15 protein-coding genes are annotated in these 13343 nt (G+C 54.0%); 3 read left to right on the top strand and 12 right to left on the bottom strand.

Going from position 1 to position 13343, the window contains the following annotated elements; all coding sequences use genetic code 11:
* Positions 1-11: 11 nt before the first annotated feature.
* Entirely contained in the window at positions 12-980 is a 969-nt protein-coding gene (gene mmuM, locus ACW17M_RS08770) for a homocysteine S-methyltransferase (RefSeq protein WP_457547253.1), read from the bottom strand.
* Positions 977-2419 carry an amino acid permease gene (locus ACW17M_RS08765; protein ID WP_457547252.1) on the bottom strand — a complete coding sequence of 481 codons (1443 nt, stop codon included), beginning with the start codon at positions 2417-2419 and terminating at the stop codon, positions 977-979. The genes mmuM and ACW17M_RS08765 overlap by 4 nt, the downstream gene beginning before the upstream one ends.
* Positions 2420-2708: 289 nt before the next feature.
* Here ACW17M_RS08765 and ACW17M_RS08760 point away from each other — a divergent pair, with 289 nt between their 5' ends.
* Positions 2709-3677, top strand: a complete 969-nt coding sequence (locus tag ACW17M_RS08760; protein ID WP_457547251.1) for an Rpn family recombination-promoting nuclease/putative transposase — start codon at positions 2709-2711, stop codon at positions 3675-3677.
* Between the two features lie 36 nt (positions 3678-3713).
* Here ACW17M_RS08760 and ACW17M_RS08755 read toward each other — a convergent pair whose 3' ends face one another.
* Entirely contained in the window at positions 3714-4316 is a 603-nt protein-coding gene (locus tag ACW17M_RS08755; RefSeq protein ID WP_457547250.1) for a glutathione S-transferase N-terminal domain-containing protein, read from the bottom strand.
* A complete protein-coding gene (locus ACW17M_RS08750; RefSeq protein ID WP_457547300.1) occupies positions 4316-5554 on the bottom strand; it encodes a YbfB/YjiJ family MFS transporter in 1239 nt (412 codons plus the stop codon). The genes ACW17M_RS08755 and ACW17M_RS08750 overlap by 1 nt, the downstream gene beginning before the upstream one ends.
* A gap of 147 nt (positions 5555-5701) precedes the next feature.
* On the opposite strand from ACW17M_RS08750, the gene ACW17M_RS08745 reads away from it, so the two are divergent.
* Positions 5702-6595, top strand: a complete 894-nt coding sequence (locus ACW17M_RS08745) for a LysR family transcriptional regulator (protein ID WP_273191433.1) — start codon at positions 5702-5704, stop codon at positions 6593-6595.
* 17 nt (positions 6596-6612) lie between these two features.
* Here ACW17M_RS08745 and ACW17M_RS08740 read toward each other — a convergent pair whose 3' ends face one another.
* From ACW17M_RS08740 to ACW17M_RS08710, 7 genes are all read right to left on the bottom strand, one after another.
* The gene (locus ACW17M_RS08740; RefSeq protein WP_457547249.1) at positions 6613-6900 is read right to left on the bottom strand and encodes a helix-turn-helix domain-containing protein; all 288 of its coding nucleotides are present in this window, start codon (positions 6898-6900) and stop codon (positions 6613-6615) included.
* 360 nt (positions 6901-7260) lie between these two features.
* A complete protein-coding gene (locus ACW17M_RS08735; RefSeq protein WP_022522633.1) occupies positions 7261-7752 on the bottom strand; it encodes a GNAT family N-acetyltransferase in 492 nt (163 codons plus the stop codon).
* Between the two features lie 235 nt (positions 7753-7987).
* On the bottom strand, positions 7988-8782 hold the full coding sequence (locus ACW17M_RS08730; RefSeq protein ID WP_457547248.1) for a hypothetical protein: 795 nt from the start codon (positions 8780-8782) through the stop codon (positions 7988-7990).
* 163 nt (positions 8783-8945) lie between these two features.
* On the bottom strand, positions 8946-9254 hold the full coding sequence (locus tag ACW17M_RS08725) for an HAD hydrolase-like protein (protein WP_457547247.1): 309 nt from the start codon (positions 9252-9254) through the stop codon (positions 8946-8948).
* On the bottom strand, positions 9181-9642 hold the full coding sequence (locus tag ACW17M_RS08720) for an HAD family hydrolase (RefSeq protein WP_457547246.1): 462 nt from the start codon (positions 9640-9642) through the stop codon (positions 9181-9183). The genes ACW17M_RS08725 and ACW17M_RS08720 overlap by 74 nt, the downstream gene beginning before the upstream one ends.
* Positions 9623-10858 (bottom strand): MFS transporter, encoded by a 1236-nt coding sequence (locus ACW17M_RS08715; protein ID WP_457547245.1) that lies wholly within the window; start codon positions 10856-10858, stop codon positions 9623-9625. Before ACW17M_RS08715 ends, ACW17M_RS08720 begins: the two co-directional genes overlap by 20 nt.
* Positions 10859-10875: 17 nt before the next feature.
* A complete protein-coding gene (locus tag ACW17M_RS08710) occupies positions 10876-11211 on the bottom strand; it encodes a zinc ribbon domain-containing protein YjdM (RefSeq protein WP_457547244.1) in 336 nt (111 codons plus the stop codon).
* Positions 11212-11310: 99 nt separating this feature from the next.
* Between ACW17M_RS08710 and ACW17M_RS08705 the strand changes: the two genes are divergently transcribed.
* A complete protein-coding gene (locus ACW17M_RS08705) occupies positions 11311-11700 on the top strand; it encodes an ester cyclase (protein ID WP_457547243.1) in 390 nt (129 codons plus the stop codon).
* Here the strand turns inward: ACW17M_RS08705 and ACW17M_RS08700 are convergent.
* Complete coding sequence (locus tag ACW17M_RS08700; RefSeq protein WP_457547242.1) at positions 11688-13307, bottom strand: ABC-F family ATP-binding cassette domain-containing protein; 1620 nt, start codon at positions 13305-13307, stop codon at positions 11688-11690. The two genes, ACW17M_RS08705 and ACW17M_RS08700, sit on opposite strands and share 13 nt — an antisense overlap.
* Positions 13308-13343 lie beyond the last annotated feature (36 nt).

Genomic DNA, 13343 nt, shown 5'->3' with positions numbered 1-13343 from the left:
AGCATTAAGGCCTAAACAATCTGGCGCGACCGGCGCCACTGGGCCAGCGCTTGAATATCCTCCGGTGTCGTTCGGCAGCAGCCGCCAATGCCTGACACGCCTGCTTCAAGCCAATGCTCAACTCCTTGTACCAATCCGGAAAGATCGGCACCGGTATGATCGCATTGGGACGGGTGCCAGGTTTTGGTTACCGCGTCGTACACTTCCCCCGAGTTGGGGTAGACCAACACCGGAAGATCGCACTGACGTCGGATCGCCTGAATCAGCGATTCAATGTGGGCCAAGGCCGTGCAGTTCACACCGATCGCCGCTACGCCTGGGCAGTTGGCCAGGGCCCTCACACATTCTGCGATCGGCGTGCCATCGCTGATATGTTGGCCATCCTTCGCCGAGAAGGTTATCCAGGCCTGAGCGCCTGGGTGCTCAGCTAGCAAATCGGTGATCGCCAGCGCTTCCTCCAGTGAGGGCAAAGTCTCAGCGGCCAGTAGATCCGCCCCCGCCGCCAGCAAGAGTTCAAAACGCTCGCGGTGAAATTCAACCAGCCCGGCACGATCCAGGTCATAGCCGCCTCGGTACTCACTGCCATCTGCTAGATAAGCGCCATAAGGGCCTACGGATGCGGCCACCAGTGGTTTGGGACGGTCGGTTTGGCCGGGCTGCCAGACGGCATCCCGCGCTTGCTGCGCCAGCGTGACCGATAGCTGAATCAACTCCCGCGCCTCTTCTGCCGTCATCCCCGCCTGCATAAAACCGGGCACGGTAGCCTGATAGCTGGCGGTAATCGCACAGTCGGCACCGGCTTCAAAGTAAGCCTGATGAACCTGACGGATCTTCTCCGGGGCCTGTGCCAACAAGCGCGCCGACCAGAGGGCGTCATTGAGGTCGCAGCCTAGCGCTTCCAGCTCAGTGGCCAAGGCACCGTCGATGACCATAAAGGGCACGTCGGCCAACAGGGCTTTGATCGGATTTAACTCATTCATACGGCGTTTTCCTTAACGGCGTTGGGCGAATGTTCAGAACGTTGGGAGGCCGAACGGTGGCGCACAAAGTGCATCAGGTAGCACAGGCCAATGAAAGGCACACCGAAATAGAGCGCAACGCGTTGATGCGGGTCGAAGGCAATGCCAATGCACGCGGCCAGACAGGCTGCAAAAGCAATAATCGGCACCCAGGGGTAGAACGGGGTGCGATAAACCAGATCCTTCAGTAGCCCGCCTTCACGGAGGTAGTAGCGCCGGAAGTTAAACTGGCTAAGCGCAATCGCCATCCAGACCACCACCACGGCCAATCCGGAAATCGAGACGAGCACCAAATAGACGGTTTCAGGGGCATACACGCTGGAGAACAGCGCGCCCAGGCCGCCGACCATGCTGAGTAGCAGGGCATTCATCGGAATGCCACGCTTGTTGAGGCGGCCAAGCGACTTGGGCAAGGTGCCCTGGTCAGCGAGCGTCCATAGCATGCGCGACGAGGCATAAAGACCGGAATTGGCCGCCGAAAGCAGCGCGGTGATGATCACAAAATTCATGATATCGGCTGCACCCGGCACGCCAAGGCGTTGGAATACGGCCACAAAGGGGCTTTGACTGAGCCCGGCTTGATCCTGGGGTAACAGCGCCGCTATCACGACGATGGTGCCGACAAAAAACAGGATCAATCGCCACAGGGTCGCGCGGATTGCTTTGGGCACATTGCGGGCCGGGTCTACCGTTTCTCCGGCGGCAATGCCAATCAGCTCGGTGCCGGAAAAGGCAAACATCACTGCCAGTAAGGCGGTACCAATGGCCAGCAGGTTGGGCGGCATGGCGCCTTCACCCCATAAAGCTGACAGGCCCGGCGAGGCAACCTCAGTACCAGCGGCATCATGCAACGGCACCCAGCCAATAATCGCCACGGCGCCCACCAGCACAAACACCACCACCGCAATCACTTTGATCAATGAGAGCCAGAACTCAGACTCGGCAAAGAAGCGCGAGGTAAACGCATTAACGCCAAAAACAATCGCCGCAAACATGCCGCTCCAATACCAGCCGGGGATATCGGGAAACCAGCGCCCCATAAAGACCGCCGCCGCAGTGAATTCAGACCCTAGCGCCACCGTCCAGGTGAGCCAGTACATCCAGGCCACCATATAGCCGGTGCCGGGGCCGATATAGCGGCTGGCATGCGCGCTGAAAGCGCCTGAATTCGGCATATGCACCGCCAGCTCGCCCAGGCACATCATCACCAGCCAGGCAACGATGCCACCCACCAGATAGGCCAACACCGCCCCGATAGGCCCGGCCTGCTGCACGGTATAACCGGAACTCAAAAACAACCCGGTGCCAATCACGCCTCCCAGTGAGAGCATCACCAAATGGCGAGTTTTCATACTGCGCTTAAAGTGCGCCCCCTCTTGATCACTTGCTGGCTCACTCATGGTGACATCCCTATCTTTGACCTAACACGGCGGCAGGCGCCCAGCGGCCTGGCTCAGAAAGGGCACCATTTTAGTGCATCCTTAATTTCCTAAAAAGCATAAAAGGATTATTTAATATTCTTATTTTGAATATGCAGTCTGGCATGGGTGATAAGGGCTGGATATATCAAATGCAGGCAGTGTCTAACGCCAACCCGACAACAGTTGCTTGCCAAGCCCCCGCTATTTATTCTTAGGTATATTGTTTTTTGCGATGCACTCGCTTAGGCACATTGAATAAGGAGCACTCATGGTGGGCACCATTCACAAACATCATGATACCGGCTACAAGGAGCTGTTTAGCTACCCTGAATTCGTGCAACAGTTGATCGAAGGCTTTACGCCTGCTGAGATTGCTAAGCTGATGGATTTCTCCACCCTGAAGAGCCACAGCGGCAACTACATTACGCCGCTTTTTGAAGAGAAGATTGAAGATGTGGTGTGGTCGGTTGAAGTGAAATGGAAAGGCCTCACCCAACGAGTATTTCTGTATATTCTGCTGGAGTTTCAGTCCTCGGTGGATCGCACTATGCCCATTCGACTACTGCACTACGTCGCCTGTTTCTATAGCGAACTATTCAAACAGAAGATCATCACGCCCAGCCAAGGGTTGCCGCCCGTGCTCCCTGTCGTGTTGTATAACGGCTCAGAGCGATGGACGGCACCGCTAGACATCTTCGAGATGATCACCCCAGAACCGCCCGACTTTTTTCAGATTTATCAGCCCCACCTACGCTATTACCTAGTCGATGAAGGACGCTATACTGATGAACAGCTAGGCTTAGTTCAGACACCATTAAGCGGTGTGTTCAGCGTCGAAAACGCCGGTGAGAGTTGGGAAGCCCTGCAACTAGCCGTTGATCGTATTGTGGCCATTATCAAAGCGGATCCGAACAAAGAACGCATTGATAAGGTCATCACGCGCTGGATTAAACGTCATCTGCAGCGACTTGGTGCAGAAGTTAATCTAGAGCGGCTCAACAGTTTGGTGGAGGATAAAGACATGTTGGCAGAAAACTTAGAAAATCTGGTGCAAAAAGAGCGTCAGGAAGGGCGTCTGGAAGGGCGTCAGGAAGCCGAGCAACGTGCCTTGGAAGGCAAACGCAACGCGGCCCGAAAGCTGATCGCTCGCACCGAAATGGATGATCAAATGATCGCAGATATTGAAGAACTGCCGGTTGAAGAAGTGGAAAAGTTGCGGGCTGAGATCCAGCACTGAGCTCGCTTCCTCCCCCACTTCTCCTAATAGAAAGTCCTAACAGAAAGCCGTCTGCTGAAAGCTCTCTCGCGCAGTAACGCTAGCGTGCCATGCCAGAAGCAGCGGGTAGTCTTTTTTCCAGTTCACCTCTGGCAGCCTAAAGGCGAGATAATCCAGCGCCACTGCGGTGGCAATGTGACCCAGATTGATAGTTGAGGTCTGTTGTATTTCGCCAAGCTCACCGTCCAGCTGCTTTAATAGCCGCTGAATGGCCCGCGAACGCCTCTGCCCCAGCTCGCTATCATCAATTCCATTGCCGTAATGCTTTCTGGCAATCACGGTATTGAACGCGGCATCCATCAGGTTTTGACCCAACCCCGCCAGGTGCAGCACCTCACCTAAACCAGCCTTGGGAATCATCGGCTTGTTGGGGCTAACGCTATCCAGGTAAACGGCAATCAGCATTGATTCGCTAAGCGTGGTGCCCTCCTCCGTTACCAGCACGGGAATACGCCCGGCGGGGTTGGCTTTTAACAGATCTACATCATCTGCCCAGGGGTCGCACCACTTTAGCGTCACGGCGTCCATCAGGCCTTTTTCCAGTAATACGATGCGCACCAGGCGCGCATAGGGCGAGGTTGCGTTTAGGTAGAGTTCCATTATTGCCTCCCTTGGTTTGAAGATTGCTGTGTAGGTTGCTGGGCAGAAAGATGCGAGTGACGCTGCTGTACGCCACGGCTAAGCAGCACCAGCAAAAAGCCAGCGACGAGGATGAGGCCGCTGATGGCAAACAGTGGCGTGTAGCTGCCCCAAGCGCCATAAAGCGCGGACATGGCATATCCCGCCACTGCCTGGGCGGCAGCAAAGGCGGCGGTGGCTTGCCCCCAGAGCTTCTTGTGGGCGGTTGGCCCTACCAACTCAGCAAGGCGGCCTGAGGTGAGGGCGACAATGCCGGGGATCATCGCCCCCACCATGAACGAGGAAACCGACTGGCTGAGTAGGGCGAGCGAGAACACCGGTAACAAGACGGCAGCGGCCTTCGCCGCAAAGGCGATCATCAAGCCACCCTGCCAACCCACTCGATGCGCCAGTGCGCCTACCATGAACGGCCCACACAAGGCGCCCAACCCGAAGATTCCCCACTGCAGGGAAGCCGCTTGATTGCCCAGGGCGTTTTCCCTGGCGAGATAGTCCACCCAGAACACGGTATGGGGCACAAAGCCAATCGCATCCAGGGCATAAGCACCAATGACAAGCAGCACAACGACCTTTACACCCGCATACCCGGTGGAGCTATTACCCACCGAGCTAGCCGTTATGGGTGAGGTTAAGTGCGCCACTCCCCAGTCGCACAAGAGGCCAGCGGCAATACAGAGCAGCCCCAGCGTGCCCCAGGTGACTGTCAGGCTTAACCCAAGGAGTAACGGTACGATGAAGGCCGAAAGCAGTGCCCCAAAGCCAATACCGGTAAACACCATGGCACCGACACGAGTTCGCCTTTCAGGTGGTGTGGCCGCCAACGCCAGCGAGGGGCCAACGACCATTAAGATGGCCCCGGCAATGCCCGACACCAACCGCCAGAAGAAGAACCAGAGGAAACCACCTGCCCCGGCGCAGAGCACAAAGCTTAGCGCGATACCCGCAAAGCTTGCGGCCATCACCAAGCGAGGAGAAAAGCGCTCACTCAGCGAGTGAGCTGCGAGTGCACCGATAAAGTAGCCCAGCAGGTTGGCGGCCCCAAGGTAGGCGCCTTGGCTTGCGGTAAACCAACCCTCTTGAATAATCGCAGGCAATAGCGGCGTATAGGCGAAGCGCGCAATGCCAATCCCCGCCAGAGTCGCCATTATTCCAGTCATCAGGGCGGGCAGCAGATCGCGGGTAGTGATTGTTCGATTCATCATGTGGTGTCCTTTTCGTGCCGCCATTCGGCAAGTTGGGCAGCGCGTTAGTACACAACCAGACTACGCGTGAGGAACTATTTCTAGAAACGATTAGTTTTGATAGTTACTATCTTGTTTAAAGATAGCCTGACAGGGAGACGGTGCGTGCAATTGAAATCACTGCGACTATTCATGGCCGTGGCCGAAACAGGCAGCTTCGTGACGGCGGCTAAGCAGCTGCACACGGTGCAATCCAATGTGACGGCCCACATCAAGAAACTTGAGGAAGAGTTAGGCGTACAGCTGATTCACCGTGCAGGACGCGTTCGCCCTACCAGTGCCGGATTGGCGCTGGTGGAGTACGCCGAGCGCATGCTAACGGCCCACGATGAAGCGGTGTCGCTGTTCAAAGGCCAGGAGAAGGCGTGTGGGCGGCTGCGCATAGGCGCCATGGAGACCACGACGGCGTTGCGCCTTCCGCCGATACTGGCGGCGTACCACGCAGCGCAGCCTGACGTTGATATCCAGATAAAGACCGGGCCCACGGCTGAGCTGGTCGAGTTGTTGCTTAACGGGCAGGTGGACTGTGTCTTCGTGGCCGGGCGACTCGAGCATGGCCGCTACCACCTGCTCAAAGCGTTTAGCGAGCAGCTTGTCTTAGTAGGCTCAACGCCTATGACGAAGATGCCCTCTTCACAAGAACTGCTGACGTCTGCTTTCTTGGCGTTTCGCCAGGGGTGCAGCTACCGCCAGCGTATCGAGCTGTTGCTGGCATCCTACGGCGTCAATGCAGGCCGAATCTTTGAGTTCGGCTCCCTGGACGCGATGCTTGGCTGCGTTGCTGCCGGGATGGGTTACACGGTGCTGCCCCGTGGGACGGTTGAAGCCCACCAGCACCGGTTCGGTATTCACACGCTGGAACTGCCCACGTCCATCGCCAATGTCGATACCTATTTTGTCGCCCCCGAACCAGAGTCCTGGACACCCGCCCTGGCAAGCTTCGCTGAAACGTTGCGTGACGCGGTGGTGGTGGATGAGCCTCAGCTTACAGCGTCGTGAGGTGGGTGGCTGCCTGATCAATGAAGTTGATCAAAGACTTCCGGGCGTTGTTCAGCAATACGCAAAAGAGCAATGGCCGGGCCCTGTGGCTCTCTACGGCCTTGTTCCCAGTCCTGAAGGGTACGTATGCTTACTCCCAGAAGCCCTGCGAAGGCCGATTGAGATAGGTTCAGTTTCAACCGAATCATTTTGGGTGGCGAGGGCTCTGCTAACTCGTTAGTGCGCAGCGCTCCCCTACCTTTCTTGAAATGTTTTATCTCATTAATGCCGTCGAGTACCTCTGCTCCAAGATTTCTTTTAACCATTTTTGATTGCCTCCGCTATCTGCTTGAGCATGTGCCCAGGGATACTGGCGCGCTCCGTTTTACTATACAGCGTGAGCATCCATATCTCGTGGTCAGATTTCTTCCAATAATAGATAGCTCGGATACCGCCACTCTTTCCCGAACCTGTTGATGACCAACGAACTTTACGAACACCACCCGACCCTTTAATAAGGTCGCCCGCATCTGGTTTCTGCAACAAATACGTTTGCAGCCCACGGTACTCCTCATCCGTAAGATAACTCGGTTATAGCTTGGTGAACGTAGACGTTTCGATGAATAGCATTGCTTAAATATACGGCTTTGCCGTATAAAAAACAAGACTGGATCGGCTCCAGATATCTACCTTGTACGGCTTCTAGAAAACGCTGTGTCAGCACTAGATTTTCCAAAAATAGTGCTGGACTGCTCCATCTTATTGGCTAACACCGGCTTACCGTTGTAGCAGGCCTCAAACTCCTCGGTCACTTTAAAACCATATTGCTGATAGAGCGCTTTTGCCGCCACGTTGCTTCTTGCGACGCAGAGCGTAACGGGTCTTCCGATCCAGGCAATCATATGACCAAACAGTTGATTACCGACGCCTTGGCGGCGAAAAAGCGGGTGAACAAGCAGCGTGCGAATCTCATTTTCGTAAACTGCCCCGTACCCACGAATGCCCTTATCAGCATAAACAAATATCACTGATTCCATCAGCCCTCGTAGGCGCTCCTCGTCTTGCCGAAGCGGTATCAGCTCAAACGGGCCTCGCTCAAACCGGAACTCATCTAGCTTGGCGAGGGTGTAAATTTCCTCTATGGCTTCAAAATCCTGGTCTTCAAATACTCTTATCATCGTTTTGGTAAAAAAATCAGGTAAGTAGCACGTCTAATAATTGCTGTAGAAGCCTTCATGCTGACAGCAGAGGATTAACTCCTATAGCTCATTCGATCATACAAACACCTGGAGTTGCCTAAGGCTGTTGGATGAACTACAGCTCACTGCGTCGTGCATGGGGTAGCTGGCTGATCAGTGAAGTTGATCAAAGACCTCCCGGGGTTGTTTGCGGCCTGCTGCCATATTTATTAACTTAAGGCCAAGGAACAGGTACAGTCCCAGCTAACGTATCCTCCAACTCCTCATGAAATTGTGGGTCATCAAGCACTTCCTTCGCTAATGTAGAAATTTCGGCTGCTTCTAATTCGCGGTCATTAACCACAAGAACTGCAACTAATGTCGCTGCTTTATTGCGAAATGAATTAATATAGAAATCGGATCTAGAAGTATTAGAATCTGAGTTGTTAGCGCTTAGCATGCCGCTTTCAAAGCTATGCTTCATACGTAGAAAGTCATGCTGTGGATTGACGTATTTCACATACAGTTCATATTCTTTATCCTTGATCAACGCCGGTTGCGCGAAATTGAAAGCTCTATTGGCAGCCTCTGGTTGCTCCGAGTCGAGGAGTTTAAAGATTTCCGTTGTCTTTGAATCCTCATTGAGAACTGCATTTATTGATACAAGATCGCGAAATGCATTTCGATCATACTCTTCATTGATCAACTTAGTGATCAGGCCTCCTCTCACCTGAAGAAGTTCATCCATGGCCGGTGGATATTCTTGTCCGAGCCTCACCCAGTCATAAAGTGCAAATGATGTTCTGACTGCAGAGATACTTTCATCTATTTGCTCTGCATTCTCGTGAAACCAAAAATGCTTTTCCAGCGCAGACTCGTACCGCTTGGCCTGCATATCCAGTCGCGCCTCATGTAAGATCTGAAGCAAATCAGGATTATCAGGTGGAGTCCAATCAGTTGCTACCGCTTGAGCCGATATGAAAAAAACAACATGATGGCGACAAAAAATCGAGCTAACTGAATTTTGCATTCCTTGCGATAAAAAGATGTTACTAGACGCGTAGTGTTTGCGCGTCTGCTCGTTCTACCATTAAATAAAGCCTGGGGATAAGCTCACTGCTCAAACACTCAATACCTATAGCTGCCACTATCTCAACAAATGCTATCCAGCCCTAACGGCATGCATTGTTGGCTCACTCTATTAGACTCTCACTCAACGCGACGAGGTCTTCAGCCACAAAATCCCATGCTTCTTCTGCTTCTAAATCTTTGCTCTGTTGGGGGCCATATTCTGTACGACGGGGTATAAACGCCGTTTTCATTCCCAAGGCACGGGCAGCACGCAGGTCAGCATTATGCGCCGCACACAGCATTACCTCTTCAGGCGGTAGGCGTAGCAGACGGCAAGCCCCTAAATAAACCTCCGAATCAGGCTTGTAGTGCTCGAATAACTCGGCGCAAAAAAACCATATCCCACGGTAACTTGGCGTGACGGGCAACATCGACCATTAATGAGACATTACCGTTGGTCAGCGTTGCGATGATGGTGTGCTCTTTCAAGCGCTGTAGGCCACTCTGAACATCTGGCCAGGGCTCTAATTGGTGCCAAAAGTGATTGACGCGATCAATGGTCGCTTTGTCTAGCGCAATCTCATGTTGATTGAGTAGTTTGACTAAGCTTTCTCGATGCAGATCATCTAATACCGTCCAGGGGATTTCCCCTCTGCGTACCCTGTCCATGGAAGGCGCATAAAGCTGACGCCATTGATCAGCCAGCACTTCACTAGGCAGTTCAATCCCCAACTCTTTCTCTAGCTCATTGAACTGGTGAATCAAACTGGAGCGCCAATCAACAATGGTGCCAAATACGTCAAACACGATCGCTTTCATTAATTTCTCCTTGCCGCTGGATGGTCATTAATAGCCCCAATAACGTCATGGCGATCAGCAGACTCCAGCCGACCATAAAACTGCCACTTATATCTAACAGCCACCCAAGGAGTGGTGGTATCGATACAATCGCCAGTTGGTTAATAGCCATAGCCAATCCCAGTACAAAGCCGGTTTTATCAGCAGGTGCAGACTCAGCCACATAAGCTACCCAAGGGCCGTACCAACCAAAACCAAAAAAGCCCAGCCAGGCCATCAAACCGCTCAGCATGAGCGTTGAGTGTAGCGGCAGCCAAACCAATACCAGCAGCCCTACTATCACCGCCACCATGCACACCATTACCGGAAAATAGCGCGAGCGACAGCGGTCGCTCCAGGCCGCCAGCAAAATACGCCCGGCAACCCCGGCCCCCTGGGCTACGAATAGCAACGTCGCCGCCTGCAGCACCTCCATCTGCAAACGACTATGCAGATAGAGCACGGTAAAAATCAAAATGCCGTACTGAACCGAGATCAAACTAATGCCGGACGCCATGATCTGTTTCATGGCCGGTTCACGAATCATCCCCAGTCGCGATAAGACGACTTTTTTTACGCTACCTTCAGAGGCTCTTGTGACCGGCACCACGCCACCAGGGGCACGGTAAAAAAGCATGAAGATCAACGCCCCGAAGATCGCAATCAGTCCTCCCACCAGAAAAGAGGCGCGCCACCCCCAGGTGACCGCGACCGTTGGCAGTATGATCGCCGCCAGCGCCCCACCCAGCGGCAAGCCTGCCTGACGAATCCCCATGGCAAAGCCGCGCTGGGATTTTTCAAACCAAGCGGCTACCGATTTGCTACCGCCGGGTTGGGCGGCACTGTAGCCTGCCCCTACGATGACCAAAAACAGCAGCATGGCCCAGTAACTCTCAACCAGCACTGCAGCGCTAAGCGCAATGCCCACTATGAGGGTGCCTACTCCCACTACCAAACGCTCACTGAACCTGTCCAGCATCTCCCCGGCAACCAACAGCCCAACCGAAGGCACCAACTGAGCCGCCGAGACCAGCGCCCCAATCTGAAATGCAGAGAGTGCCATATCTGCCTGTATATAAACGCTGATGGCGCCGATGCCTTGAACGAAAAAGCATGCCGCTGCTTGAGCCAGGGTGGCTATCAGCAAAATGATCCAGCGGTAATGTCGGCTAGCAGTCATCGGCGGCACGGTTGTCATGTAAGTTCAGATTCTAGTCAGGCCTTCTTCACAAAATGGGCGGTCACCATCATGTCGCCGACGCCGTCGACCTTGCAGTCCAGTTGGTGATCCTTGCTATCCAAGAGCCGCTTGATAACGGCTTTGGTGCCCACCTTGAGTACCAGTGAGCTGCCTTTGACTTTGAGGTCTTTGATCATCGTTACCTTATCGCCTTCCGCTAACAGGGTGCCGTGGGCATCTTTTACCGTCACAGTGTCTTCTGCCTCAGCCTCGGAAGGGTTCCATTCGTGGGCGCACTCGGGGCAGATGAACAGGCTTTGATCCTGATAGACGAATTCGGATTGGCAATTGGGGCAAGGTGGGCACGACATGAATGATGACTTCTGTGGTTTGGTTTAGGCTGCTTATGATACTGAGCCTATATACCCTTGGCGAATGCCTTCACGCCTAACCAGGAAAGGAGAACCAAGATGAATAAACGTGACCTGGAAGCAACCTACCGTGATTACATCACCTGCCTCAATAATCAGGACTGGACGAACCTTGACCAGTTCGTGCATAACGATGTCCACCACAACAGCAGGCGCCTAGGCGTTGATGGCTATCGCGCCATGCTGGAAGCCGATTATGAACAGATACCGGATCTTCACTTCAACATTGAGCTTTTGACCGTTGATCCACCCCATGTCGCGTGCAGGTTGCGATTCGATGTCACACCCAAAGGTAGCTTCCTCGGCCTTGCGGTGGACGGCAAAAAAGTGACGTTTTGCGAGAACGCGTTCTACCTCTTCCGTGATAATAAGATTCAGGAAGTCTGGTCGGTGATCGACAAGACAGCAATAGAAGCTCAGCTGGATTGAGGCTCCAAATGCCACCCTTGTTCGGTTGCAATCAGGTGGTCTGTCAGGGCGAGGTTTCCCAGAAACGCATCATCATGGGATACCACCACTAACGCGCCTTGGTAACTGCGCAACAGCGTTTCCAGCGCTTGTGCCGATGGCAGGTCGAGGTGGTTATTTGGCTCATCCAGCAGCAATAGTTTCGGTGGTGAGTCGGCGTAGAGGAGGCAGGCCAGTGCACCTTTCAGACGTTCACCTCCGCTTAATAGTCCGCTGGGTGTGGTGATCTTCTGCGCGTCCAGGCCTAGTTGGGCCAGTAGCATACGCAGCTCGCCTTCCGTCGTTGAGCGGTTAGCCAGTTGCAGCTGTTCGAGCACGGTTTTATCCGGCTCAAGATTCGCTAGTCGCTGGTCGAGATAGACGCTTTTAGAGGTTACTTTGCAGGTTCCGGATAATGGCTCAATTTGACCTGCAAGCACACGAAGCAGCGTGGATTTACCGCAGCCGTTAGGGCCGACAACCCCTATGCGCTGTTGCCCTCTCAGCAGTAAGCTAATGTGACGAGTGGCTCCCATGACGAAGGGTAGCTCTACCCTCTCCAATTCTGCCAAACAGCGCTTGGCGACCTGATTAACGGGTATCTCATGTAGGGTAATGTGCGCTTCGCTTTCAACCTGTTTTGCCGCTTCTCGCACGCGCTGGTTAAGCTGATCACGGCTGGCTGCCTGCTTTTGGCGCAATGCGCCGGTGGAGTTCTCGCTGCGCTCTTTCTGACCATCCAGTATCACCTTGGCCTGGTTGGCTTCCTTGCCCTGCCGATTTCCGCGGGCCTGCCGTTTCTCCTGGCGTTCACGCTGCTTACGCATCGCCCTTTCTTGGCGTTGGCGCTCTAGCTTGTGTCTATTGAGTTGGTCAATCGCATTTTGCTGCTCGTGTGCTTTCGCCTCTGCATAGAAGGTGTAGTTGCCGCCATAACTGTGCAGCCCTGAGGGGGACAGTTCTACGATACGCTCCATGGCCTCCAGCAATTGCCGGTCATGACTTACCACAATCAGCCCACGCGGCCAGCGTTGCAGTTGTTCAATGAGTGCTTGGCGGTTTGGTCGGTCGAGATGGTTGCTTGGCTCATCAAGAATCAGGAAATCAGCATTCGAGAGCATGGCACCCATTAAGGCAACCCGCATGGCTTCCCCACCGCTCAGTGTGCTGGCTGGTGTTGTGGCCACAAGATAGCCCAAGCTGCCGCGTTCAAGTTCATGGCGAAATCGCTGGGGCAAATCCCAACGCTCACCCACGGCCTCAAAATCCTCTATGGCAGTGCTGCCAGCCTCAATGCGTGCCAGCGCATCTAGCGTTGGTTGAATACCTGCGAGATCGGCGACAGAAGCACCCTTCGGCTGGGCCACTTGTTGAGCAAGGTAATGCACGCTGTTGGAGCGCTGACATTCGCCGGCGGTGGGTTGCAACAGGCCCGCGAGGATTTGGGCTAATACTGTTTTACCCACACCATTACGCCCAACCAGCCCGGTTGGGCGTGCATCGAACTGCTCATGAAGGTCGGTGAAAAGCGTTCTGCCATCCGACAAAACGTAGGAGACACCCGTTAGGGTGAGATGGGTAGTGGTCATAGGTAATTCCATAGATGCCAAGTACTCCCCCTGGAT

Source organism: Vreelandella sp. 2A-K22 (genome assembly GCF_054065485.1).
This window is presented reverse-complemented; position numbering and strand designations above follow the sequence as displayed.